Annotated in this window: 21 protein-coding genes, 1 tRNA gene and 2 pseudogenes; 16 read left to right on the top strand and 8 right to left on the bottom strand. The window is 71.8% G+C overall.

The genetic code is table 11. The annotated features are described in order from the left end of the window. Positions 1-193 precede the first annotated feature (193 nt). Complete coding sequence (locus AB0J86_RS05590; RefSeq protein WP_363853049.1) at positions 194-769, top strand: NUDIX hydrolase; 576 nt, start codon at positions 194-196, stop codon at positions 767-769. A gap of 236 nt (positions 770-1005) precedes the next feature. Here AB0J86_RS05590 and AB0J86_RS05585 read toward each other — a convergent pair whose 3' ends face one another. Next, positions 1006-1257, bottom strand: coding sequence for a TM2 domain-containing protein (locus AB0J86_RS05585; protein ID WP_363852986.1), 252 nt, complete (start codon positions 1255-1257; stop codon positions 1006-1008). 289 nt (positions 1258-1546) lie between these two features. Between AB0J86_RS05585 and ald the strand changes: the two genes are divergently transcribed. The 9 genes from ald to AB0J86_RS05540 all read left to right on the top strand — a co-directional run bounded on the left by ald (position 1547) and on the right by AB0J86_RS05540 (position 10645). Continuing rightward, positions 1547-2662, top strand: a complete 1116-nt coding sequence (gene ald / locus AB0J86_RS05580; RefSeq protein WP_363852983.1) for an alanine dehydrogenase — start codon at positions 1547-1549, stop codon at positions 2660-2662. Between the two features lie 86 nt (positions 2663-2748). Continuing rightward, a complete protein-coding gene (locus tag AB0J86_RS05575; RefSeq protein WP_363852980.1) occupies positions 2749-3732 on the top strand; it encodes a site-specific tyrosine recombinase XerD in 984 nt (327 codons plus the stop codon). Between the two features lie 242 nt (positions 3733-3974). Then, on the top strand, positions 3975-4904 hold the full coding sequence (locus AB0J86_RS05570; RefSeq protein WP_363852977.1) for a ParA family protein: 930 nt from the start codon (positions 3975-3977) through the stop codon (positions 4902-4904). 248 nt (positions 4905-5152) lie between these two features. Then, positions 5153-6211 (top strand): ScpA family protein, encoded by a 1059-nt coding sequence (locus tag AB0J86_RS05565; protein ID WP_363853046.1) that lies wholly within the window; start codon positions 5153-5155, stop codon positions 6209-6211. Then, the gene (scpB, locus tag AB0J86_RS05560) at positions 6208-7248 is read left to right on the top strand and encodes an SMC-Scp complex subunit ScpB (protein ID WP_363852974.1); all 1041 of its coding nucleotides are present in this window, start codon (positions 6208-6210) and stop codon (positions 7246-7248) included. Before AB0J86_RS05565 ends, scpB begins: the two co-directional genes overlap by 4 nt. Continuing rightward, complete coding sequence (locus AB0J86_RS05555; RefSeq protein ID WP_363852972.1) at positions 7235-8020, top strand: pseudouridine synthase; 786 nt, start codon at positions 7235-7237, stop codon at positions 8018-8020. Before scpB ends, AB0J86_RS05555 begins: the two co-directional genes overlap by 14 nt. 212 nt (positions 8021-8232) lie before the next feature. Continuing rightward, complete coding sequence (gene cmk / locus AB0J86_RS05550; protein ID WP_363852969.1) at positions 8233-8913, top strand: (d)CMP kinase; 681 nt, start codon at positions 8233-8235, stop codon at positions 8911-8913. 14 nt (positions 8914-8927) lie between these two features. After that, positions 8928-10325: a ribosome biogenesis GTPase Der gene (der, locus tag AB0J86_RS05545; protein ID WP_363853043.1), complete on the top strand. Its 1398-nt coding sequence runs from the start codon at positions 8928-8930 to the stop codon at positions 10323-10325. Between the two features lie 246 nt (positions 10326-10571). Further along, positions 10572-10645, top strand: a tRNA-Pro gene (locus AB0J86_RS05540). A gap of 170 nt (positions 10646-10815) precedes the next feature. Here AB0J86_RS05540 and AB0J86_RS05535 read toward each other — a convergent pair. Then, positions 10816-11163 (bottom strand): hypothetical protein, encoded by a 348-nt coding sequence (locus tag AB0J86_RS05535; protein WP_363852966.1) that lies wholly within the window; start codon positions 11161-11163, stop codon positions 10816-10818. 113 nt (positions 11164-11276) lie between these two features. Further along, positions 11277-11897, bottom strand: a complete 621-nt coding sequence (locus tag AB0J86_RS05530; RefSeq protein WP_363852964.1) for an integrase core domain-containing protein — start codon at positions 11895-11897, stop codon at positions 11277-11279. Here AB0J86_RS05530 and AB0J86_RS05525 point away from each other — a divergent pair. After that, positions 11886-12332 (top strand): annotated as a pseudogene (locus AB0J86_RS05525) (maleylpyruvate isomerase N-terminal domain-containing protein); the annotation flags it as partial. The gene AB0J86_RS05530 and the pseudogene AB0J86_RS05525 sit on opposite strands and share 12 nt — an antisense overlap. A gap of 82 nt (positions 12333-12414) precedes the next feature. Here the strand turns inward: AB0J86_RS05525 and AB0J86_RS05520 are convergent. Next, positions 12415-12546 (bottom strand): annotated as a pseudogene (locus AB0J86_RS05520) (MOSC domain-containing protein); the annotation flags it as partial. A gap of 119 nt (positions 12547-12665) precedes the next feature. Between AB0J86_RS05520 and AB0J86_RS05515 the strand changes: the two are divergent. Genes AB0J86_RS05515 through AB0J86_RS05505 form a run of 3 tightly spaced genes read left to right on the top strand, consistent with a single transcriptional unit; the run spans position 12666 to position 18006 of the window. Continuing rightward, positions 12666-15203 carry a tetratricopeptide repeat protein gene (locus AB0J86_RS05515; protein WP_363852961.1) on the top strand — a complete coding sequence of 846 codons (2538 nt, stop codon included), beginning with the start codon at positions 12666-12668 and terminating at the stop codon, positions 15201-15203. Positions 15204-15262: 59 nt separating this feature from the next. Continuing rightward, complete coding sequence (locus tag AB0J86_RS05510) at positions 15263-16582, top strand: hypothetical protein (RefSeq protein ID WP_363852958.1); 1320 nt, start codon at positions 15263-15265, stop codon at positions 16580-16582. Between the two features lie 14 nt (positions 16583-16596). Then, positions 16597-18006, top strand: coding sequence for a DUF1906 domain-containing protein (locus tag AB0J86_RS05505; RefSeq protein WP_363852955.1), 1410 nt, complete (start codon positions 16597-16599; stop codon positions 18004-18006). Between the two features lie 48 nt (positions 18007-18054). Here AB0J86_RS05505 and AB0J86_RS05500 read toward each other — a convergent pair whose 3' ends face one another. The 4 genes from AB0J86_RS05500 to AB0J86_RS05485 form a co-directional block, all read right to left on the bottom strand. After that, positions 18055-19236 (bottom strand): hypothetical protein, encoded by a 1182-nt coding sequence (locus AB0J86_RS05500; protein WP_363852953.1) that lies wholly within the window; start codon positions 19234-19236, stop codon positions 18055-18057. A 589-nt stretch (positions 19237-19825) separates the two neighbouring features. Continuing rightward, complete coding sequence (locus AB0J86_RS05495) at positions 19826-20098, bottom strand: hypothetical protein (RefSeq protein ID WP_363852950.1); 273 nt, start codon at positions 20096-20098, stop codon at positions 19826-19828. Positions 20099-20142: 44 nt separating this feature from the next. Beyond that, a complete protein-coding gene (locus tag AB0J86_RS05490) occupies positions 20143-20562 on the bottom strand; it encodes a hypothetical protein (protein WP_363852947.1) in 420 nt (139 codons plus the stop codon). A gap of 68 nt (positions 20563-20630) precedes the next feature. Next, complete coding sequence (locus AB0J86_RS05485; RefSeq protein WP_363852944.1) at positions 20631-22151, bottom strand: carboxylesterase family protein; 1521 nt, start codon at positions 22149-22151, stop codon at positions 20631-20633. A 160-nt stretch (positions 22152-22311) separates the two neighbouring features. Between AB0J86_RS05485 and AB0J86_RS05480 the strand changes: the two genes are divergently transcribed. Continuing rightward, positions 22312-22917: a TetR/AcrR family transcriptional regulator gene (locus AB0J86_RS05480; protein WP_363852941.1), complete on the top strand. Its 606-nt coding sequence runs from the start codon at positions 22312-22314 to the stop codon at positions 22915-22917. 121 nt (positions 22918-23038) lie between these two features. Continuing rightward, the gene (locus tag AB0J86_RS05475) at positions 23039-23692 is read left to right on the top strand and encodes a hypothetical protein (protein WP_363852938.1); all 654 of its coding nucleotides are present in this window, start codon (positions 23039-23041) and stop codon (positions 23690-23692) included. Positions 23693-24213: the final 521 nt, after the last annotated feature.

Below are 24213 nucleotides of genomic sequence, written 5' to 3'. Positions count from 1 at the left end.
CCGGTACCCCGGCGGGGGCCGACCCGGACCGGCCCGCCGACGGCGGCTCCGGCGACGTCGCCCGCAGCGGCGCGGGCCGCCCGACGCCGGCGAATTCGCCCTCGTGAGCGGCGCGGCGGACCGGCACGACGGGACCGGCGGGCAGAGCACGACGGACGGGCGCGGCGGGGCGGCGCGGCACGTCTACCGGACCGTGTCGCGGGCCGAGCGCTACCGCGGCCGGGTCTTCTCGGTCGTCACCCACGAGGTGACCATGCCGGGCGGCGGGACCGCCGCCCGGGACGTCGTCGAGCACATCGGCGCGGTGGGGGTGGCCGCGGTCGACGAGCGCGACCGGATCGTGCTGATCCGGCAGTACCGCCACCCGCTCGGCCGGGCGATCTGGGAGCTGCCGGCGGGGCTGGTCGACGTGGCCGGCGAGGATCTCGCGGCCACCGCGCTGCGCGAGCTGGCCGAGGAGGTCGACCTCGTCGCGGGCCGGCTGGAGGTGCTCGTCGACATGCACACCTCGCCCGGCTGGACCAACGAGCGGATCCGGCTGTTCCTGGCCCGCGAGCTCGGCGAGGTGCCACCGGAACATCGGCACGAGCGGCGGGACGAGGAGGCCGACCTGGAGGTGGCGTGGTTCGACCTCGACCGGGCCGTCTCGATGGCGCTGGCCGGGGAGATCACCAACGGCCCCTGCGTCGCCGGCGTGCTCGCGGCGGCGCGGGCCCGCGACCAGGGCTGGGCCGGGCTGCGCCCGAGCGACGCGCCCCGGCCCGGGTGACCGGCGCGGACGCCGCTCGCGTCCGGCCGATCTGATCGGCGCGACCTCGCGTCCGTTCGGCGTGGACGCGGACGCGCCCCGCTGAGCGGCGGGGAGAGACGGTACGGGCCCGGCGGTGACGCACCGCCGGGCCCGTCTTCTCGGATGGCGCCTGCCCGGTCCCGTGGTAGGCGCGCTGTCGGTCATGGACCTGTCGGTCACGGATCGCGCCCACCCGCTGCCGGGCGGGCGCGTACTCAGTCGCGCAGGGGCCGACCCTGGCCGTCCACGCCGCCCCGGACGAGGAGCAGGATGCCGTCGATGAAGCCCCAGATGCCGCCGAGACCGCAGGTCACGAGCGACACGACGAGCTGGAGCACACCTGTCTTGGTGTCACCGATGTAAAAACGGCCGGCGCCGAAGCTGCCGAGCACGATACCGAGGATGCCGGCGACGACCTTGCTCTTGTCGGAGACGCCGGCGGCACCAGGATATTGAGGAGTGGTCATGACGCGCCACCATAGCGATCCGGTCAGACGGAGTCCGGCGACGCGCCCAGGATTTGGGACACCGATGCGGGGAAAGTGTCCTAACGGTCAGTAGGTGATCCTGTTCCCGGTGGACCTGCGCGGATTGACACACCGTCAGCGTCGGCCGTCACTGGCTGTCACCCTGCTGGCTGTCCCGGCGCCCGGTCGGTCCTAGACTGCGGCCGCGGGACGGCGAACGGCCGGCGGCAACGGGGCCCCGGTCCGCCGAGCAGCCGGGAGCGGTAGCCCCGGAGAGAGGTGTCTGGACGTGAAGGTCGGAATCCCACGCGAGGTGAAGAACCACGAGTACCGCGTGGCGATCACGCCCGCGGGCGTGCACGAGTTCATCCGCGGCGGCCACCAGGTGTACGTCGAGTCCGGCGCGGGCGCCGGTTCGGCGATCACGGACGCCGAGTTCGCCGCCGCCGGGGCGAAGATCCTGGAGAGCGCCGACGAGGTGTGGGACACCGCCGAGCTGGTGCTGAAGGTGAAGGAGCCGATCGCCGAGGAGTACCACCGGATGCGACCCGGGCAGGTGCTCTTCACGTACCTGCACCTGGCCGCCTCGCGGGAGTGCACCGAGGCGCTGCTCAACCGCAAGATCACCGGGATCGCGTACGAGACGGTGGAGACGCCCGACCGGGCGCTGCCGCTGCTCGCGCCGATGTCCGAGGTGGCCGGGCGGCTGGCGCCGCAGGTCGGCGCGTACCACCTGATGCGCTCCGGCGGCGGCCGCGGCGTGCTGATGGGCGGCGTCTCCGGTGTCTACGCGGCCAAGACCGTCGTGATCGGCGCCGGCGTCTCCGGCATGAACGCCGCCGCCATCGCCCTGGGCCTGCAGGCCGAGGTGCTGCTGCTGGACAAGAACATCAACCGGCTGCGCCAGGCCGACGCGATCTACCGCGGGCACCTGCAGACGGTGGCCTCCAACACGTACGAGATCGAGCGCGCGGTCCTCGACGCCGACCTGGTGATCGGGGCGGTGCTGGTACCGGGCGCCAAGGCCCCCACGCTGATCTCGAACGAGCTGGTCTCCCGGATGAAGCCCGGCAGCGTGCTGGTCGACATCTCGATCGACCAGGGCGGCTGCTTCGAGGACTCCCGCCCGACCACCCACGCCGACCCGGTCTACCAGGTGCACCGGTCGCTCTTCTACTGCGTGGCGAACATGCCCGGGGCGGTCCCGCACACCAGCACCTACGCGCTGACCAACGTCACCCTGCCGTACGCGCTCGAACTGGCCAACCACGGCTGGCGCGAGGCGCTGCGCCGGGACCCCGCGCTGGCGCTGGGCCTCAACACCCACGACGGGCAGGTCACCTACGGCCCGGTCGCCGAGGCGCACGGGATGTCCAGCATTCCGCTGGAGGAAGCCCTCAGCTGACCGTGGACGCCGCCACTGCCGGCCCCGCCGAGGCCGGTCCCGCCGGGGAGGGTTCCGACGCCGCTGGTCCCGTTGGGAAGGGTCCCGTGTCGGACGACGCCGGGGACGGTCCCGTACCGGCCCCGGCGCTGGCGCGCGCCGTGCGCGGGTACCTCGACCACCTGACCGTGGAGCGGGGGCTCTCGGCGAACACCCTCTCCTCGTACCGCCGGGACCTGGACCGGTACCTGCGCACGCTCGCCGCGGCCGGCGTCGAGGAGCTGGCGGCCGTGGCCGCGACGGACATCAGCGCCCACGTGGCGCGGCTGCGGGAGGGCGACGAGCGGCATCCGCCGCTGTCGGCCGCCTCGGCCGCCCGGGCCGCCAGCGCGGTACGCGGGTTGCACCGGTTCGCGCTGCGCGAGGGGCTGGTCGCCCACGACGCCAGCCGCGACGTCCGCCCGCCGGCGCCGGCACGCCGGCTGCCCCGCGCCCTGGACGTCACCGAGGTGGTCCGCCTGCTGGAGACCGCCGGTCCGGTCGAGGCCACCGGGCCGGCCGCCCCGCTGGCGCTGCGGGACCGGGCGCTGCTGGAATTCCTGTACGGCACCGGCGCGCGCATCTCCGAGGCGGTCGGCGCGGCCGTCGACGACCTGGACGTCGAGGAGGGGACCGCGCTGCTGCACGGCAAGGGCGGGCGGACCCGGGCCGTGCCGATCGGCGGGTACGCCCTCGCGGCGCTGCGCGCCTACCTGGTCCGCGCCCGACCCGTGCTGGCCGCCGCCGGCCGGGGTACGCCGGTGGTCTTCCTCAACGCCCGGGGCGGCCCGCTGTCCCGGCAGAGCGCCTGGAGCATCCTGCGCCGGGCGGCCGAGCGGGCCGGCCTGCCCGTCGACGGCGACCGGGCGGTCTCGCCGCACACGCTGCGCCACTCGTACGCCACGCACCTGCTCGACGGCGGCGCCGACGTACGGGTGGTGCAGGAACTGCTCGGACATGCCTCGGTCACCACGACCCAGGTCTACACGCTGGTGACCGTGGAAAGGCTGCGGGAGATCTACGCCACGTCGCATCCCCGGGCCCGGGGCTGACCGGCGCCCCGCCTATGCTTCCGCGTACCGCCGCGCCGGCAGGCGCTCGCACCACCGGCGGCGCGGGTGGCCCCGCGCGGCCACGTCGACACGCCGAGACGGTGCCCGCAGGGGCAGCGGGACGTGGCGTACAGTCGGGACCGGCGCGGCCTCGCGGGACGCTTCGAGGTTCGCAGCGGCGCCGCGCAGGACGCCGGTAGGCTCCGACGCCGAGTAGCCGTCGGAAGGGGGGCGTACAGGACATGGCTGGCAACGGTGACCGCGCTGAGGCATGGACGACGACGCTCCGTGAGCAACAGGCGGGGCTGGACGTCGGGGCCGAGCTGGGTCCCTCGGACCCCGCCGCCTACACCGTCCGCAAGCCGATCCCCGAACCGATGCCGACCGACCAGCACGGGCCGGCCCGGATCATCGCGATGGCCAACCAGAAGGGTGGCGTCGGCAAGACCACGACGACCATCAACCTGGGCGCCGCCCTGGCCGAGTACGGCCGCCGGGTGCTGCTGGTCGACTTCGACCCGCAGGGTGCGCTCTCGGTCGGCCTCGGGGTCAACCCGCACAACCTCGACCTGTCCGTCTACAACCTGCTGATGCAGGACGACGTGACTCCCGAGGACGTGCTGATCAAGACGGACGTGGCGGGGCTGCACCTGCTGCCCGCCAACATCGACCTCTCGGCCGCCGAGATCCAGCTGGTCAACGAGGTCGCCCGCGAGATGGCGCTGGCCCGCGTGCTGCGCTCGGTCCGCAAGGACTACGACTACATCCTGATCGACTGCCAGCCCTCGCTGGGCCTGCTCGCGATCAACGCGTTGACCGTCGCCCACGGGGTGCTGATCCCGCTGGAGTGCGAGTTCTTCAGCCTGCGCGGCGTCGCGCTGCTGCTCGACACGATCGACAAGGTACGCGAGCGGCTCAACTTCGACCTGGAGCTCGAGGGCATCCTCGCCACCATGTACGACAGCCGGACCACCCACTGCCGGCAGGTGCTCCAGCGGGTGGTGGAGGCGTTCGGCGACAAGGTCTACCAGACGGTCATCACCAAGACCGTGAAGTTCCCGGAGTCTACGGTCGCGGGCGCGCCCATCACCACCCTCGACCCGGCCTCCTCCGGAGCGCGCAACTACCGCCAGTTGGCCCGTGAGGTGATCGCGGCACAGGCCGAGCGGTAGCCCGGGTGCAGCAACCCCCGCAGCCCGTCGACTACGGTCGTCGGGTGACCGCACCGCCCACCGAGCCGCAGCAGCGCGCCGACGAGCCCCCGGCCGTACCGCCGGTCGCGCCCCGGCCCGCCGCGCCCGGGGACGAATCGGGCGGCGAGGTCTCGGCACGCGAGACCGGTACCGATCCGGCCGGGACCGCGCCGCCTGGCGCGGCGGCGGCGCCCGAGGCCGGCGCCGATCCGGCCGAGGCCAAGGGCGTGTCGGGCGAGACGACGGCGGCCGGCGACGACGAGCAGGGCAGCGGGTTCACCGTTCGGTTGGAGAACTTCACCGGCCCGTTCGACCTGCTCCTGCAGCTCATCGGCAAGCACAAGCTCGACGTGACCGAGGTCGCCCTGCACCAGGTCACCGACGAGTTCATCGCCTACATCCGCGCGATGGGGGACGACTGGGACCTCGACGAGGCCAGCGAATTCCTCGTGATCGCCGCCACGCTGCTCGACCTCAAGGCGGCGCGGCTCCTACCGGCGGCCGAGGTCGAGGACGAGGAGGACCTGGCGCTGCTGGAGGCGCGGGACCTGCTCTTCGCCCGGCTGCTGCAGTACAAGGCGTTCAAGGAGGCGGCGGCCCACATCGCCGCGCTCGAGTCGGTCGGGTCGCGGCGCTACCCGCGCGCGGTCACGCTGGAGCCGCGGTACGCCGAGGCCCTGCCCGACCTCGTGCTCGGCATCGGACCGGAGCGGCTGCTCAAGCTCGCCATCAAGGCGATGACGCCCAAGCAGCCGCCGGTGGTCTCCATCGCCCACGTGCACCAGGTGCGGGTGAGCGTCCGGGAGCACGCCGCGATCCTGCGCGACCGGCTGCGCCGCATCGGCACCGCCACCTTCAGCGTTCTCTGCGCCGACTGCGAGTCGACCCTGGAGGTGGTGGCCCGCTTCCTCGCCCTGCTGGAGCTCTACCGGGAGGGGCTGGTCGGCTTCGCGCAGGAACAGGCGCTGGGCGAGCTGACCGTACGCTGGACCGGGCCGGCCGACGGCGGCGCCGAACTCGAGATCGACGAGTACGCCGGCTCCCCGGCCCCGGCCGAGGGGACGGCCCCGCGCGACGGGTCGCCGGGCGACGGGTCGTCGGACGATCGGGCGTCAGGCCACGGGTCGTCCGGCGACGAGCCGCCGGACGACCGGGCATCGCGGGACGGATCGGCACTGCCGGACGCCCAGTCGGAGGCGGCGACCGCCGAGCCGGCGGAGCCGGACGATCCGGAACCGCCCGCCGCCGAGCCGGCCGGTACGACGACGGAGGAGCAGCCGAGGTGACCAGCGACGAGCAGCGGGATTCCCTTGCCGAGCAGGCGGCGGCCTGGGTACCGCCGTGGGCGCGCGAGCGTCCCGCCGAGCCGGCCGACCCGGAGGCATCCGTCGAACCGGTTGAGCCGTCCGTCGAGTCGGCCGAGCCGCCGGTCGAGCGGGCCGACTCGCCCGTCGAGCCCGTCGAGCCCGTCGAGCCCGTCGAGCGGGCGTCCGGGGCTCCGGACGAGGCGCCCAGCCCGCCCGGCCCGGCCGGGGCGGTTACGGGATCCGTCGCGACACCGGAGCCGGAGTGGGAGCCGGCGACAGCGACCGCCGACGTCGATCCGGGACCGCTCGACGGCATGGCAGAGGCGGTCGAAGCCACGCCGGGGCGGCTCGACGCCGAGCCAGAGCAGGGAGAGGCCGAGCCGGCCGGGCCAGAGCCCGCCGACCCAGGGCCGGGAGCGGCCGAACCGGCCGCGCCCGTACGCGGCCGGGGCGACGCGCTCGCGCTGCTCGACGACGACGAACTGCGGGGCGCTCTGGAGGCGATCCTGCTGGTCGTCGACGAGCCGGTGGCGGAGATCGTGCTGGCCCAGATCCTCGAACAGCCGACCGAGCGGGTGGCGGCGGCCCTGCGGCAGCTCTCCGCCGACTACACGGCCGCCGGACACGGGTTCGACCTGCGCCGGGCGGCCGGCGGCTGGCGGCTCTACACGCGCCCGGAGTACGCCGGCTACGTGGAGCGGTTCATCCTCGACGGGCAGTCGGTACGGCTCACCCAGGCGGCGCTGGAGACGCTGGCCGTGATCGCCTACAAACAGCCGGTCACCCGCGGGCGGATCTCGGCCATCCGGGGCGTGAACTGCGACGGTGTGGTCCGTACCCTGCTCTCCCGTAACCTGATCGAGGAGTGCGGCACCGAACCGGACAGCGGTGCCTTCCTCTACCGGACGACCACCCTGTTCCTGGAGAAGCTCGGGCTCGACCGGCTCGAGGAACTCCCGCCGCTGGCGCCGTTCCTGCCCGACAACGTGGAAGAGTTGACAGATGCCCCGCAGTGACCGCAGCGCCCCCGCCACGGTACCCGGCGACGCCGCCGCCGAGAGCGACGCCCGCACCGAGCGCCTCCAGAAGGTGCTGGCCGCCGCCGGCGTCGGTTCCCGACGGGCCTGTGAGGACCTGATCTTCCGTCGGCGGGTGACCGTCGACGGGCGGGTCGCGCAGCTCGGCGACAAGGTCGACCCGAACGTCGCCGTGATCTACGTCGACGGCGAGCGGCTGGTGACCAACACCCGGTTGGTGTACCTGGCCATGAACAAGCCGCGCGGCGTGGTCTCGACCATGGCCGACGAGAAGGGACGGGCGGCGCTCGCCGACTTCCTGGACCGGGTGGAGGAGCGGGTCTACCACGTCGGGCGGCTCGACGCGGACAGCGAGGGGCTGCTCCTGCTCACCAACGACGGCACCCTGGCGCACCGGCTGATGCACCCGTCGTACGGCGTGCCGAAGACGTACCTCTGCGAGGTCGCCGGACCGCTGCCGCGCGCCGTCGGCCGGCGACTGCTCGCCGGGGTGGAGCTGGAGGACGGGCCCGCGAAGGTCGACTCGTTCCGGCTGGTGGACACCTTCGGACGTACCGCCCAGATCGAGCTGACCCTGCACGAAGGGCGCAAGCACATCGTGCGGCGGCTGCTCGACGAGGTCGGGCACCCCGTCTCCCGGCTGGTGCGTACCGCCATCGGCCCGATCCGCCTCGGCGACCTGCGCCCCGGCCGCACCCGCCGGCTCACCAACGCCGAGGTCGCCGCGCTCTTCAAGGCCGTCGAGGAGTGACCGCCCCGGCGCCCGCCCGCCGGCCCCGGGCCGCGTACCGCTCGCGGCCGGTGGAGCACTGATCCTCACCCGGCGCAGGCCGATCCGGCCCGAGGGGCAGAATAGACAACGGCAACCCGGCCGGGGACTCCCCGGCCTCGGGTGTACCGGTACCCCGGTCACCCGGCGCGATGCGGGTATGCGCAACAGAGCTGTTTGTTGGAGGAGGAGCGGTGGCGGATATGGTGCGGGCCGGGCGATGTGTGGTGGCCGTGGACGGCCCGTCCGGTTCCGGCAAGTCCACCGTCTCCCGACGGCTGGCGGGCCTGCTCGGCGCCCGGTACCTGGACACCGGCGCGATGTACCGGGCGATCACCTGGGCGGTGCTGCGCGCCGGGGTCGACCCCACCGACATCGAGGCGGTCGTCAAGGTGGCGCGGGAGATCGACCTGGAGGTCGGCGTGGATCCGGAGACGTCGCGGGTGGCGGTCGACGGTACCCGGGTGGACCAGGAGATCCGCGGACCGGAGGTGACCGCGGCCGTCTCCGCCGTCTCGGCCGTGCCCGAGGTACGACGGCTGATGCTGGAGATGCAGCGGGAGAGCATCGCCGCCGCGGGACGGATCGTCGTCGAGGGGCGCGACATCGGCACGGTCGTGGCACCGGACGCCGACCTGAAGGTCTTCCTGACCGCGTCGGCCGACGCGCGCGCCCAGCGGCGCAGCGCCGAGCAGGCCGCCGACGTCGCGATGACCGCGGCCGACCTGGCGCGCCGGGACCGGCTCGACTCGACCCGGGCCACCTCGCCGTTGCAGCAGGCGCCCGACGCGGTCGTACTGGACACCACCGAACTGGGCATCGACGAGGTCGTCGCCCGGCTGCGCGGCATGCTCGACGAGCGGGTGGTCGCGTGAGTGAGCGGGAGGCGCTGAGCGACGACGGCTGGGTGCAGCTCGACGAGCCGGACCTGGAGTCGGAGCAGACCGGCCCGGTGCCGGTGGTGGCCGTCGTGGGCCGGCCCAACGTCGGCAAGTCCACACTGGTCAACCGCATAATCGGTCGCCGGCAGGCGGTCGTCGAGGACGTGCCCGGGGTGACCCGCGACCGGATCCCGTACGACGCGCAGTGGTCCGGGCGGCAGTTCACCGTCGTGGACACCGGCGGCTGGGAGCCCGACGCGCGGGACCGGGCCGCCGCCATCGCCGCCCAGGCGGAGGCGGCCGTCGCCACGGCCGACGTGGTGCTCTTCGTCGTCGACGCGACCGTCGGCGCCACCGACGTCGACGAGGCGGCGGTACGGATGCTGCGCCGCAGCGCGAAACCGGTGCTGCTGGTGGCGAACAAGGCGGACAACTCGGCGGTCGAGATCGAGGCCACCTCGCTCTGGTCCCTCGGGCTCGGCGAGCCGTACCCGGTCTCCGCGCTGCACGGACGGGGCTCCGGCGACCTGCTGGACGCCATCCTCGACGCCCTGCCCGAGGCGCCGGCGGCGGCCGAGCCGGGGCCGCGCGGACCGCGCCGGGTGGCGCTGGTCGGCCGCCCCAACGTGGGCAAGTCGAGCCTGCTCAACCGGCTCGCCCGGGAGGACCGGGCCGTGGTCGACTCGGTCGCCGGCACCACCGTGGACCCGGTCGACAGCCTGGTGGAACTCGGCGGCGAGGTCTGGCGCCTGGTCGACACCGCGGGCCTGCGCAAGCGGGTCGGCAAGGCCAGCGGTACGGAGTACTACGCGAGCCTGCGCACCGCGGGCGCGATCGAGGCGGCCGAGGTCGCGATCGTGCTGCTCGACTCCAGCGAGCCGATCAGCGAGCAGGACCAGCGGATCCTCTCGATGGTCATCGAGGCCGGGCGGGCGCTGGTGATCGCCTTCAACAAGTGGGACCTGGTCGACGCCGACCGGCGCTACTACCTGAACAAGGAGATCGAGCGCGAACTGCGGCGGGTGCCGTGGGCGATCAAGGTGAACGTCTCGGCGAAGACCGGCCGGGCGGTGGACCGGCTGGCCCCGGCGCTGCGTACCGCGCTGGAGGGCTGGGAGACCCGCATCCCGACGGGCCAGCTCAACCAGTGGCTCACCGCGTTGGTGCAGGCCACCCCGCACCCCGTACGCGGGGGACGGGCGCCCCGCATCCTCTTCGCCACCCAGGCGGGCGTCGCGCCGCCGCGCTTCGTCCTTTTCACCACCGGCCCGCTCGACGCCGGCTACCAGCGCTTCGTCGAGCGCAAGCTGCGCGAGGAGTTCGGCTTCGAGGGCAGCCCGATCGAGGTTTCGGTGCGCCCCCGCAAGAAGGTCGGTCCGGGCGGTCGGGGCAAGGCCCACGGCTGACTGAGACACCCCGAGAAGGGCCGCACCGGGCTGCCGGTGCGGCCCTTCTCCACGCCATCCCTATGCCATCTCGTCGCCATCCCCCCGCCTCCGCAATCACCTATCCTCCTAGGACGCTGTAGAGGGTGTATGGGGCGACACGACACGAACGGCCCGCCGCGGCACGGGGGAGGGCCTGTGTGCGCCGCGAGATCGGTCTGCGCTACGCTGTACCGGCTGTCGCACCGGGAACCACACGGGCGACAACGGGACGTGGCGCAGTTTGGTAGCGCACTTGACTGGGGGTCAAGGGGTCGTCGGTTCGAATCCGGCCGTCCCGACAGCCATCAGAAAGGCCACTGACAGGGATATTTCCCCTGCTCAGTGGCCTTTCTCATGTCTTCAGCAAGGCGGCTGGCGGCCAGGTAGGCGGAACGAGTCTGGGGACCAGTGGGGGACCAGAAAGCGTCTTCAGGTAGGCGCCGACCCGTGCTGTGGGACTGATCTGCGGCTAGGGCTGATTGCTGCGGAACGGCATGACCGGGTCAGAGCCGAGGCAGTCGCCGCCGGTGCGGCTCGTGTCGCGGAGTCGTGGCTCGGTACCCGCGAACCGGTACGTCCACGGATGCTCGGCACCTTCACCGCCCGTGGCCGACAGGATGTAGACGGACCACGTATCGCCGTTGAAGGCACCCGTCCGTAGCCCTGGCGGGGGCTGGCCATCCGCGCCCAACTCTACGATTTTGAATCGGCCGTGACGAGGCCCACCCAACATCCGGATTCCAGTAGTGCGGTTGACGATTTCTCCCTTTAGCCACCGACGGATGTTCTGCATGGCCGGCGTCTCGATGTCGTCCACAACCGAACTACACCACGCCCCGGCAGTGGCGACAAGGCGGCGAACGCAGGGCGGGCGGGCCTGTGGGGCTCGAAAAGTCGGTTCAGGCTACGCGGCCTGCGAGTATTCATTGATCAGCCCGCCGAGGATGGGGCGTCGTTGGACCCTCCTGTGGCTCGCTTGATGGCTGGTCGAGTCGAGGTCGGTGGTCGCTGCGCTAGGGCTCGGTGCGGTCGGTGCTGGTTGTAGTGGCTGTTGTACTCGTCCAGCACCGCGGTGAGGTGCCGTTCGCTGATGATGACGATCTGGTCGGTGCATTCGCGGCGGACGGTGCCGATCCATCGTTCGGCGAAGGCGTTTGCCTGTGGTGCCTGTGGTGGGGTGCGGATCACGTCGATACCGGCAGCGGTGAACACCGTGTCGAAGGCCGCGGTGAACTTGCGGTCGCGGTCGCGTAGCAGGAACCGGAGCTGGTCCGCACGGTGGTCAAGGTGCATCAGCAGGTTACGGGCCTGCTGGGTAACCCAGGCGCCGGTGGGGTGGGCGGTGAGCCCGACGATGTGTACCTGTCGGGTGGCAAGCTCGAGGAAGAACAGGACGTAGATCCGTTTCAGGAACACGGTGTCGACGGTGAAGAAATCACAGGCAAGGATGGTGTGCGCCTGAGTGGTGAGGAACTGCTTCCAGCTGGGTCCGCTGCGTCGTGGTACGGGGTCGAGCCCGGCCTGGTTGAGGATCTTCCAATGTCGCGGCATGGATCGCACGACTCCCGGCCTCGGGTGTACGTCGACCTGCCCGACGCCGCCGCCGGCATGGCCGCCGACCTCGTGTGGGCCTGCGAGGCCCGCGCACGCCGCAGGAGGACTGGAGCCTCGGCCTCGTCCTGCGGCGATACGCACCCGCTGACGCGCCGGTCAAATTTGACCTCGGGCGAACCGCTCGGCGAAGTGCGCAGGCCGCCGATTCCTTTCCGGCGGATGCGAGGTCTACCTTTTGACCCTGCGGATCGGCTGCGGGGAGAGGAGCGTGGACTAATGCCGGACAACCGACTCGCCCGGGCCTTCGCCAGCACCCAGGCGGTCCTGTCGAAGGCCGGGCCCGACCAACTCGACCGGCCGACCCCGTGCGCGTCCTGGGACGTGCGCGCCCTGATTGAGCACTTCGTCAGCTCGGCCCGCTGGGCGGCGGACACCATCGCCGGCACCTCTGGCGGTTTCCTCCTCCTCAGCAGGATGCCAATTCAGGAGGTGCCCGGTCTCAAGGGGTCACTTCAGTCGTCTTCGGCCCCGGCGCGCGGACGGTCACCAGATGGTCGACCGGCCGCTTGTCGATGCCCGTGACGCCGACGCCCTTGGTCGGGTTGGGCGCCGGCACAGCCAGGTTGACCGACACGATCCGACTCACGCGGGGAAACCTAACCGCCCACGTCCGCGCCCGTCGACCATTATCGACGGTCCCCGCTGAGCGGCGCCGGGTCGATACGATGAGCCGCGTGACGTCGTGGGGTTGAGGGGTGACAGCTCGTGGTGCACTCGTTCGGTGCTCTGCTTCGCGAAAGCCGCAGGAACGCGGGCCTCACCCAGGAGCAGCTCGCGGCACGGGCGTCGATCAGCAGCCAGGCCGTCGGCGCGTTGGAGCGGGGCACCCGCCGTTTCCCGCACCAGCACACGATCACCCGCCTCGCCGACGCGTTGGGCCTCGACGGTGAGCGCAGAGACGCGTTCACCGCCGCCGCGGTCCGGCCCTCGTCGCCCCCGGCCGCGCCGACCGGCGAACCGCATCGCGGCGCGCTGCCCCGCCAGCTGCCTCCGCCGGCGGCGTTGACCGGTCGCGACCAGCTGGTCGACGAGATCGCCGCGCGGCTGCGGCAGACCGGTGCCGTCGACCGGCACACGGTGCTGCTGGTGGGCGCGGGCGGGATCGGCAAGACCGCCCTCGCGCTGGCGGTCGGTCACCGGCTCGCGGAGGAGTTCTCCGACGGGCAGCTCTTCGCCGACCTGCGCGGTGCGCACGAGCAGCCGGTCGACCCGCACGTCGTGGTCGGCCGGTTCCTCCGGGCGCTCGGCGTGCGACCGGCGGAGGTGCCCGCCGACCCCGACGAGCGGCTCGCGTCGTACCGCAGCCTGCTCGCCGGCCGGCGGATGCTGCTGGTCCTCGACGACGCCACCGCCGAGGAGCAGGTCCGGCCGCTGCTGCCGCCGGCCGAGGGCTGCGCGACCATCGTCACGTCCCGGCGGCATCTGGGCGCGCTGCTGGGCGCGGCCCGGTGGACGGTGCCCGCGCTCAGCACCGAGGACGCGCCGCGCCTGCTGGCCCGCATCGCGGGCGCCGCCCGGATCGCGGACGAACCGGCCGCCGCCGCGGTGGTCGCCGCGTGCGGCTACTCGCCGCTGGCGATCTGCGTGGCCGCCGGACGGCTGGCCGTGCGACCGCACTGGTCGGTCGCGGAGTTGGGCCGCCGGCTCACCGCCGAGCATGGCCGGCTCGACGCGCTGTCCGTCGGCGATCTCGACGTCCGGGCCAGCATCGGCCTCAGCTACCAGGCCCTGAGTGCCCCGCAGCGGCGGCTGTTCCGCCGGCTCGCGCTGCACTGGGCGCCGGACTGGCCGGCCTGGGTCGCCGACCAGCTTTGCGGTGGCCGGGCCGAGCCGATGCTGGACGAGCTGGTCAACGTTCATCTCGTCGAGCCGGTGGGCGTCGACGCGGTCGGCCAGCAGCGGTTTCGCCTGCACGACCTCATCGCCGAGTTCGCCCGCGAGCGGGCCCGGGCCGAGGAGCGCTCCGCCGACCTCGACCGGATCACGGAGGGGCTGCTGCGGGCCTGGCTGGCGCTGGCCGGCGTGGCCGACGACGCGTTCGGGCACGGCTACGACTACGGCGCCGGACTGCCGGCCGACCCGGCCCCGCCCCGCGCCGCCCCGGCGGTCGGGGTCGCGCCGGCGGCCTGGTTCGAGACCGAGCGCGGCACGCTGGTGGCCGCGGTGGGTCGCGCGTCCCGGCTCGGTCACGCGGAGATCGCGGGCGCGCTCGCCCTGCGGCTCGCCGGCTTTCTCCGGGTACGCGGTCACCGCGACGACTGCCTCGGCACCCTGCGCGAGGCGCTGGGCGTCCGGCGGTCGGGGGAACCCGACCGCCTGCGGCTGCGGCTCGCGCAGACGCTCTTCTCGACCCTCCTGGACCACGACCTGGACGCCGAGATGCCTCATCTCACCCGGGACGCGCTCGCGTCGGCTCGCGCGCTCGGCGAGCCCGACCTGCTGATCCGGGCCCTGACGCAGGCCGGCCTGTACGCGAAACGGCGCGGCCGGCTCGGCGAGGCGGCCGACTTCTACGAGCGGTCCCTGGCGGCCTGCGACGGCTCGACCCCGCTGCTGACCTCCACAGCGCTGTCGTCCGTCGCGGCCATCTACGCCGAGGCGGGCCGGCCGCGGGACGCCCTGCCGTTGTCGGAGCGGGCCGTCGCCATCCAGCGCGCCGCGGGTGCTCCGGTCATGACGGCGCTGCGGCTGCTCACCCACGCCGACGTGCTCGCCGACCTCGAGCGCACCGCGGAGGCGGAGGTCGCGCTCGCGGAGGCAGTGGAGCTCTGCCGGGCGGCGGGCCACCAGGCGGCCCTGGCCTACGCCGAGCTGCGGCTCGGTGAGCTGGCGACCCGCCAGGGCCGGTGGGACATCGCGAGCACGCTGGTCGGCCGGGCGCTCGCGATGTTCGACGAGCTCGGCGACGCCGGCAGCACCGCGTACGCGGCCCGGTCGCTGGGCGACCTCGCGCTCGCCCGCGGGCACCTCCACGCGGCCCTGGCGCCGTTCTACCGGGCCCTGCGCACCTGGCAGCGGCTGCGACTGCCGTTGGAGGCCGCCCGCGTGCACGCGCGCCTCGACGTGACGTTGCGTGCGTTGGGCGAGCCCACCGCCGCCCAGCACCGCTCTACATGCGACGAGATCCTGCGCGACCTCGGCCTCGATGAGCGGGCGCTGCGACTGCGCAGCGAGCGCGACCCCGGCCCTTCGCCCACAGCGCACCACCGCGGCCCCTCGCTCACCGCTACGTCGAATGTGTAGGTCGACTGTGCAGGTTGTCGCTGTTGCCCGGGTGGACGGCCGCGCCAGACTCTGCGCCCATGACGCTGAAGACAGCGCTCCGCCGGCTGACAGCCACGGCGATGAGCGCCTCGGTCGCCGCCACCCTCGGAGTGGTGGCCGCGACCCTAACCTCGATGAGCGCACCGGCACCCGCACACGCCGCGTCGTCGCTCGGCGGCCAAATCACCCGCGCTGAGGTGATCAGCCGCGCGACCGACTGGTACAACCGCCGGTACGACTCCGACCTGACCTACAACCAGTCGGCCTACACGTGGGACGGCATTCGGTCGCGCCAGTACCGGCGCGACTGCTCGGGCTTCGTCGGCATGGCCTGGCACCTCAACGCCGATCCGAACACGCAGGGCTTGGACGACTCCACGTACACGTTCGCGATCAGCCGGAGCGAGCTCAAGCCGGGCGACCTTCTCGACGACGTCTACGACACCGAGTCCGGCTACCCGTACCACGCCATCCTCTTCGGCGGCTGGGAGGACACGGCGAAAACCCGGTTCTGGTACTACAGCTTCGGCTCGACGCCGTTGGTGAAGCGGACCGGGGCCTCGTTCAGCAGCGCGACCCTGGAGGGGCACCCGACGTCGTCCTACAAGTCGCTGCGCTACAAGAACATCGTTGACGACGTCTCCGGCAACGCCTCCATCTACGGTGTGCTGGCGGATGGTCGGTTGACGTATTCGGTGGTGGATGTGGCCGCCGGTGCGCGTACGCATGGTGCGGTGGTGTCGGGGGCGTCGTTGGGGTTCGTGCCGCGGGCGATGGCGACGTTGAACTTCAACACGATTTTGGTGACGTCGCCGACGGGTGGGTTGTATCGGGTGGATGTGGTTACGAACGACACGTCGTTGACGTTCGGTGCTCCGGTGTATTTGGGCGGGGGGTGGACGCATGATCTGTTGGCGTACGACGGGAATGGTCATTTGTTTGGGATCGCGGATGGGGTGTTGCAGCGGTATACGGTGACGGCGGCGAAGCCGGCGGCGGGCAACATCACGAGCCGGGTGGTGATTGATGCGGGGTTCACGTTGCGGACGTTGACGACGACGGGTCCGGATTGGATCGCGGGGACGGTGGCTGACGGGCGGTTGATGTCGTACCGGGTTCGTGGTGCGGGGGATTGGACGAGTGCCGTGTTGAAGGCGTCCACGTGGCAGGTGTTCGACAGTTTGATGTCGCCGGGTGGGGGTGTCTACTTCGGGCACAAGTCGGACGGCTCGTTGTATCGGTACGTCGATGAGAATCCTTATGACCTGAACGGGTCGGATCTGACCGGGCTCGGTGCCGTGGATGACAGCGGCTGGAGCCAGGTCCGACTCTCCACCCAACCCCGCACCGTCGCCTAGGAGTGAAGCACGCCATGAAGCAGCTCTCCCGCCGTACGGTGCTGGGCGCGCTCGGCACCGCCGCACTGGGCTCGGCGACCGGGCTCACCCTCGGCAGCGGCCCGGCCTCGGCCGACACCACCGCGCTGCGCCTGGGCATCGACTACGCCTGGGGTCGGCCACGGCCCAGCGTGATCGTCTCCTCCGGGTACTCGTTCGTGTGCCGCTATCTGAGCCGGAGCACCTCCGGCAAGAACCTCACCAAGGCCGAGGCGGACGCCCTCCGCGCCGCCGGCCTCGACCTCGTCTGCGTCTGGGAGACCTCGGCCGGCGAGGCGCTGGACGGTTACGCGGCCGGCGCGGCGAACGCCACCGAAGCCAATCGCCAGGCGGTCGCCTGCGGAATGCCGGCGACCAGACCGATCTACTTCGCTGTCGACTTCGACGCCACGTCGGCACAGCAGAGCGTGATCAACTCCTACTTCGACGGCATCGCGTCGGTGATCGGGCGCGGCCGCACCGGCGTCTACGGCGGGTACGGAGTGACGAGCCGGCTGTTCAACGCGGCCAAGGTCACCTGGGGATGGCAGACCTACGCCTGGTCCGGTGGCAGCTGGGACTCCCGGGCGCAGCTGCGCCAGGTGCTGAACGGCATCACCGTCGACGGCGTCGACTGTGACCGCGACGAGGCGCACGCCGCCGACTTCGGCCAGTGGGGCGGCGGTCCCCAGGGCACGGCGTCGATCTACGGTGTGCTGGCGGATGGTCGGTTGACGTATTCGGTGGTGGATGTGGCCGCCGGTGCGCGTACGCATGGTGCGGTGGTGTCGGGGGCGTCGTTGGGGTTCGTGCCGCGGGCGATGGCGACGTTGAACTTCAACACGATTTTGGTGACGTCGCCGACGGGTGGGTTGTATCGGGTGGATGTGGTTACGAACGACACGTCGTTGACGTTCGGTGCTCCGGTGTATTTGGGCGGGGGGTGGACGCATGATCTGTTGGCGTACGACGGGAATGGTCATTTGTTTGGGATCGCGGATGGGGTGTTGCAGCGGTATACGGTGACGGCGGCGAAGCCGGCGGCGGGCAACATCACGAGCCGGGTGGTGATTGATGCGGGGTTCACGTTGCGGACGTTGACGACGACGGGTCCGGATTGGATCGCGGGGACGGTGGCTGACGGGCGGTTGATGTCGTACCGGGTTCGTGGTGCGGGGGATTGGACGAGTGCCGTGTTGAAGGCGTCCACGTGGCAGGTGTTCGACAGTTTGATGTCGCCGGGTGGGGGTGTCTACTTCGGGCACAAGTCGGACGGCTCGTTGTATCGGTACGTCGATGAGAATCCTTATGACCTGAACGGGTCGGATCTGACCGGGCTCGGTGCCGTGGATGACAGCGGCTGGAGCCAGGTCCGACTCTCCACCCAACCCCGCACCGTCGCCTGACCGGATCGGACGGCCGCCCTCATCCTCGATGGGGGCGGCTTGCCGGCCTCAGTACACGCGCGTCCGGGTGGGCTCGATGCGGATCACGGTGGAGTACGACGCGAGGAAGTCGGCCGCGCTGAGCCCGGCGGCGCGCGGCGTGTCCGCGTACTTGGCGAGATACGCCGCCGTTTCGTCGGCGGACAGCGGTCGCGGGTCGATCCGGGCGACGCCTTCGACCGTCACGACGCCGCCGTCCCGCTCGGCGCCCCGGTCAAGCTCGAGGTGGACGGAGACCCGCGGGTTGGCGCCGATGTTGCGGACCTTCGGGTGGGCTGCGCCACGAGCTGGATTCGGACGTTCGCTCCTGATCCGGGTGGGGCGTACCGGGCGGCGGAGTCGTCGAGGTGCCAGTGGTCGCGTCCCTGCACGGCGTCGGCCAGTTCCTCCGCCATGGTCACCGGTGAACCGTACCTCTACTTTTCGCTGGTCGAGGATCTGGTCGAGCTCAGCGGTGTTGCCCTCGGCGGCGGCCACCCGCAGCAGATCCCGCCAGGTGATGTCGCTGGTCCGGTCCGGGTCGGCCAGCCACGCCTGCTCAACTGCCCACCGCGCGCCGGCGATGTCGCCGGCGTCCAGGCACAGCTCGACCAGGCGGTACACGGTGTCGACCATCCCGGAAGTCAGGTGGCGCGGCTCGATGTCAAAGGTGGGCAGCCAGGTGTAGGGGTTGCGGGCCACGGCCGAGTAGGCCACGTCGGCGCCGGCCAGGGGCGCACCGCGGACCAGGGCGAGGGCCTGGCGCAGGTCTCCCGTGCCGGCCGGGCCCCGGCTCTCGCCTCGGCTGCGCAGGCGCCGGAACAGGTCCCAGTCGAGCAAGTAGCCCTCGCGCAGGCGGTACCGGCGGTCGCTGGTGGCGTCCGGAAGCCATGGCTCGCCGTCAGCGGTCTGGCCGAGCCAGCGCCGCGCGCGGGACACGTCAACCCGCCGGCTGGCGGGCTTGACCTGCTGGCCCGGCCACAGCGCCTCGTCGAACTGGTCGGTTGTGGCGCCGCGCTCTCCACGCGCGGCCAGGTAGGTGATGATCTCGGCGTAGAAGCGGACCCGTTCGGAAGGCACCCGGCCGGGCGCCTCGACGGTGACCGGTCCGAGGATCGCGACGCGGGGACTGGCCGGGTCATCGTCGAACCACCGTCGCACGTCGGCGTCCAGGGCCGGGTCGTTGTGCCGGCGGCGGATCGGCGAGGTCACGCGCCGCCGAGTCTGCAAGGGCAGGGAAGGCAGTGCGACGATGGCCGGTACGGGTCTCGTCGGCGCTCGCGGCGTCGCCGTCGTCGTTGGGTTCCGGCGACGCGCCGAGTTCAGTGGATAGAGCCCTGGCGGCGGCATCGGCGAGGGCCTGCTCCTCGAGTTCGACGGGATCGCCCGCGACAGGCTCTTCGGGCTCCTTGGCTTCGGCGGTCGTAGCGGCGTACGGGGCGGCGAGCAGCCCGCCGGCGGCGTCGGTACCCTCGGCCCACCTCTCGGGCTCCGGCGCGGCCGGCACCACCGGCCAGTCATCGTCAGCCGGGCCATCTGACGGGTCGGCGCCGGTTGTGCCCTTCCGGGCGGTGGCCAGCAGGTCGGCCAGGTCGCTGAGTTCCGCGCGGGGCAGCCGCGCGGCGGTCAGGCTGGCGTCGTCGCCGGTCAGGCCAAGGTGTTGTCTGTGCGATCGGGTCCGGTTCCGGATAGTCCATGCTGGCGCCCGACGCGGCGAGCCGCCGCAGCTTGGCGGCGCCCCGGGCGCCCGCCGTCAGCGCCAGCCGCACCAGCAGCACGCCGAGCCCGCCGCCGGCCGCCGTCACGAGGACCCGATCGCCCGGCTCGATGCGTACCACGTCAGCCAGGCCCGGGGCGGTGACCCGTCGTGCAGCAGCGCCGCCGTGCCGGTCAGCTCCACCGCGTTGGGCACCGGGACCAGGCCGTTGGCCGGTACGAGCGTCCGCTGTGCGTACCCGCCGTGCGTTCCGGTGCGGCTGGCCACCCGGCGGCCGACCCGCTCGGGGTCGACGTCCGCGCCGACGCCCCCGGCCCCGGCTGCTGTGGGGCTCGACCGGGAAGTACGCACCGCCACGGGCCTGACCGGGAGGCTCGCGGCGGTGCGGATGCAGGGCTGTGTCAGCGGAGTTGGCTGGCGCGCCAGTCGTTGATCCGCTTCTCCCATTTCCTGTCGTCGGTTGTCTCCATGAACTCGTGGCGGTTGATGAGCAGGTAGATCTCGCCGGCAAAGGGGTTGGTGGTGGTGAGGATGAGGGGCTTGCCGGCGTTGAGGAGGCCGCCGATGAAGCGGCCGTAGAGCTTGGTGAAGCGGGTTTGGGCTGCGGTGATGTCGGTGCGGGTGAGGGTGAGGTCGCCGGTGTCGGACCAGTCGGTGAGGACGAGCCGGTCGGGGTACAAGGCGATGCGCCCGCGGCGCCGGAAGAGGACCTTTTGGCTGACTCCGGCTGCGGCCTTGTCCGCTCCCGTCGTGCGGGCGAGTTCGTCGGCGGTGGCCGCGATGTAGCCGGCCTCGGCGAGAGGGGTGTCGTCGGTGTTCATGAGTGTTCCTCCATAGGGGTTTCGGTGATGGGCTTCTGGCGGGCGTGTCTCTGTCGGTGCCGTCCGGGTCATGGCTGCGTCGTCCAGAACGCGCACTGGTGTTCGGCCGCTGCGTTGATGGCGGTGTCGGCGGCCGGGGTCAGTCGCATGGTGTACGGATAGCGCTGCCAGCCGTGGCCGGGCGTGCCGGACCTGGCGAACGTGGTCCATGCGGTGATCATGCGGTCGGACAGCTTGGTCTGCTCGGCGTTCAGGCGCACGTCGCCCATGCCGAACAGGTAGGGCAGCTCTGAGCTGTGGTAGGCGCCCAGTGGGAAGTCGGGCCGCAGGTCGGGGAGCGGGTTGTCGCTGGCGGCGAACTCGAAACTGTAGACGGGCACGTGCCGGGCGAGCAGGCGGTCCGCGGTGAGGGTGGGGCACACCCAGCTGCGGTCGGTGCTGACCGCGGCCCAGGCCAGGGCGGGCGAGGCGCCGGGCGGGTACTGCCTCGCGATGCGGGCCGCGTCCTGCTCGCCGAAAGTCTCGGTGAGCAGGGCGTGGTAGCGGGCGGTGGTGATGGGTTCGTCCAGGGTGAACAGGGCGGCGAACAGGCGGTGCTCGTCGCGGGTGTTGCCTTGCAGGACGGGCACGCGGTGGAACGAGCCGGCGGCCAGTGCTCGGGAGGGGGATGTGGGCAGGACGGCCGTGCCGTAGGCGGGCTGGTGGAACTGGCCGTTGAGGGTGAGCACCTCCTGGACTGGCTTGGCGCGTAGGCAGGCGAGGGTGTGGCAGCCCAGCGCGGTTCGGCCCTTCGCGGCGAGTTCCTGGACCGGGGCCCAGTAGACCGAGGCCGGGTCGCCGGGCGCGATCGTGTTCTTGGGCCAGTTCTGCAGGCAGGAGCCGCTTTGGATGACCGCCCGCTGGAACAGGCCGGTGGCCGTGGGTGAGGTGAGCTGGGCGCACACGCTCGCGCCGCCGGAGGACTCGCCCATCAGGGTGACGTTGCCTGCGTCGCCGCCGAAGGCTGCGGCGTTGGCGCGCACCCAGCGCAGCGCGGCCTGCTGGTCCTGCAGGCCATAGTCCCCGGAGTCGGGCAGGTCGGGGTGGGCGAAGAAGCCGAGGGCACCCAGGCGTGAATTGACGGTGATGACCGTGACATCGCCCTGCTTCGCCATTCGGGTCGCGTCGTACTGGGCGCCGTAGCCGGAGCTGAACGCCCCTCCGTGCAGCCACACCACGACCGGCCGTCTACCGGTAGTGGAGGGGGTGGTGACGTTGAGGTACAGGCAGTCCTCGGAGGAGCCCTCGACCTCGGGCTGGGCGCAGGCCGGACCGGGCTTGGCCGCGTTCCTGACGCCATTCCAGGCGGTCGGGGCGGCCGGGGGCTGCCAGCGCAGTTCGCCCACCGGCGGCGCCGCGTAGGGGATGCCCTGGAAGGTGGTGACGCCGTGGGTGATGACGCCCTCGAGGCGGCCCTGATCGGTGGTCACCGTGCTCGGGCCGGTCTCGGCCTGGGCGCCTTGCGGCCCGAACGCCAAGCCGGCCAGGACGACGGCCACCGCTGCACACACGGCTGCGACACCGCCCGGAAAGCCCGTCGTGAGCCGCATGAATCCACCGTTACGACGGGGGTTGGGTGGTGCCTGGGGGCAGGGTTTCCGCATGATCCGACTTCCGTTCCTTCGAGTACGAGGACGTTACAATATGATCGTATTGCTACCTGAACCGTAAGGTGATCCGGCCAGAAGCGCAAACCGCGAGGAAGGGAAGGTGACGATCAGGGTGCCGCGACAGGTCGACCACAAGGCCCGCCGGGATCACATCACCGAGGCACTCCTGGACATCGTTGCGCAGCGGGGACTGGAAGCGATCTCCCTGCGCACGGTGGCCGAACAGGCAGGTGTCTCGATCGGGCGCATCCAGCACTACTTCGCCAGCAAGGACGACCTGCTCGCCTACGCGATCGAGTACCAGGACTGGCTGATCCAGCAGCGCTGGAACCAGCAGTCATGGCCGGAAGGTGACCCCACACCCCGGCAAGCGCTGCGCTGGCTGATGCTCCAGATGATCCCCGACAGCAGCCAGCGCCGCCGGGAGTGGCTGGTCGGGGTGGCCTACCTCATCCGGATGATCGACAGCCCCAAGCTGCGGGCCCTCTACATCGAGGGCCTGCCCCGCCTGCTCGACCTGCTCGCGGGCCTCATCCGTACCGCTCAGGAAACCGGCGACATCGCACCGGAACGCGACCCCGCCCGGGAGGCGGAGCTGCTGTTCGGCATCGCGGACTCCCAGGGCCCACCCGTCGTCCTCGGCCTGCGCACCCCCCAGCAGGCAACCGAGACCATCGACTACTACCTCGACCACCTGTTCCGCTGAGCCCTTCCAACTGGCCGTTCCGGTACGGTGCGGGCGTGTGCGTGTCGCTCGACCTCGCCGAGTTTTCCGGAACGGTCCTGTACGGCGCTCGCCGCCGGCACCGCGGTGCGGCCCGATCGAGGTGCTCGGCTACCAGAACACGGCGACGAACCGGGCCGCTGGGCCCAACGCGATGCTGCTGCACCTGCCGGCGCGCCGGCTCGACCCGCGGCACTTCGTCCCGGCGGGATCGCACGCCGGCGTGCTGCCCAGCATGCTCGACGCCGTCCGTCCGCTCCCGGTCGACTCCGGTATCGACTGGATGGGGTGGAAGCCCGACGAGGTCGAGGTCTTCGAGCGTCTACCCGGTGGTGCTCGCCGTCGATCCGACGCTGATCACCGACGCGCTGTCCGGGTGCCCCGGCACAAGCGACCCCGGGTCGACCCGGCCCTGCTGGCGTTCTACCGGGAGGCGTTGCCCGGGCACGCGTTCACGCTCTGCTGCTTCGACAACGCGCGGGCCGAGGGCGCGAAGCCGGCTACAGACTCGGCCACGACCTCGCGCATAGCGACAACACGCTCTCAGCCGGCTGCGTGGGCTCGCCCACCGGTACCCGCGGCTCACGGTGGCTCACGTGCCCGAACCGGACCCAAAAGTTTTGATCTTCGACGTCATGTGGGTGAACGCCGCTTCGACCGGCTGTCGTTCCGTGACCCGCGCGGCCGGGACCCGGACGCCGCCCAGGCGCGCTCGATCATCCGCCGGTCGCACGGCTTGGCGGTCTACGCATCGTAGATCGCTAGCCGTCACGAGAGGAAACGGTCAGTCAGCGGTCATCGTCTCCGGCTTCACTCTTAGTCCGGGAACCCGAGCCGGGAACGAGCGCAACGCAGGGCACGAGTCTGGGCTATGCCAGGCCGGGAAAGGAACCTAGCCGTTCAGGAGTGGAAAAGCGTGTCAGGATCGAGCATCATCAGGCGGGGCAGACGACTCGCCGCACTGTCGGCAGCGTTGACCGTTTTGGCCTCCGGGTGAGCCGGCCGGCGGCGTGGGCGGGTCAGTCTAGTAGGTGGATGCCGTCGTGGAAGCGAAGCGGACGCCCTTGTCGGGTGCGAGGGCGTCGATGATCCGGATGGCGAATGCTTCGCCTATCTCCGCCTTGACCCGGTTTGGAAACCACCATTCGACTGCGGACGCTTCGCTGGTGGGTGCGGGCTGACCGCCTCTGTGCCGGCCGCGAAACACGAGTGCGAAGACTCCGAGCTTCATGCTCTTGTAGAGGCGGGTGAATCGCTCTACGCTCGGCAACCTTGAGC

This window comes from Micromonospora sp. NPDC049559 (assembly GCF_040676675.1).
In the GTDB taxonomy this organism is placed as follows: domain Bacteria; phylum Actinomycetota; class Actinomycetes; order Mycobacteriales; family Micromonosporaceae; genus JBFAPK01.
Note: the sequence above shows the minus strand (reverse complement) of the source record. Positions and strands in the feature narration are given on the sequence as shown.

What these genes read in the sequence shown, in the direction of transcription:
- AB0J86_RS05585 (WP_363852986.1), bottom strand. Translation starts at nt 1,257, where the DNA reads ATGACCACTCCTCAATATCCTGGTGCCGCCGGCGTCTCCGACAAGAGC.
- AB0J86_RS05570 (WP_363852977.1), top strand. Translation starts at nt 3,975, where the DNA reads ATGGCTGGCAACGGTGACCGCGCTGAGGCATGGACGACGACGCTCCGT.
- AB0J86_RS05555 (WP_363852972.1), top strand. Translation starts at nt 7,235, where the DNA reads ATGCCCCGCAGTGACCGCAGCGCCCCCGCCACGGTACCCGGCGACGCC.
- AB0J86_RS05530 (WP_363852964.1), bottom strand. Translation starts at nt 11,897, where the DNA reads ATGCCGCGACATTGGAAGATCCTCAACCAGGCCGGGCTCGACCCCGTA.
- AB0J86_RS05510 (WP_363852958.1), top strand. Translation starts at nt 15,263, where the DNA reads ATGACGCTGAAGACAGCGCTCCGCCGGCTGACAGCCACGGCGATGAGC.
- AB0J86_RS05505 (WP_363852955.1), top strand. Translation starts at nt 16,597, where the DNA reads ATGAAGCAGCTCTCCCGCCGTACGGTGCTGGGCGCGCTCGGCACCGCC.
- AB0J86_RS05490 (WP_363852947.1), bottom strand. Translation starts at nt 20,562, where the DNA reads ATGAACACCGACGACACCCCTCTCGCCGAGGCCGGCTACATCGCGGCC.
- AB0J86_RS05485 (WP_363852944.1), bottom strand. Translation starts at nt 22,151, where the DNA reads ATGCGGCTCACGACGGGCTTTCCGGGCGGTGTCGCAGCCGTGTGTGCA.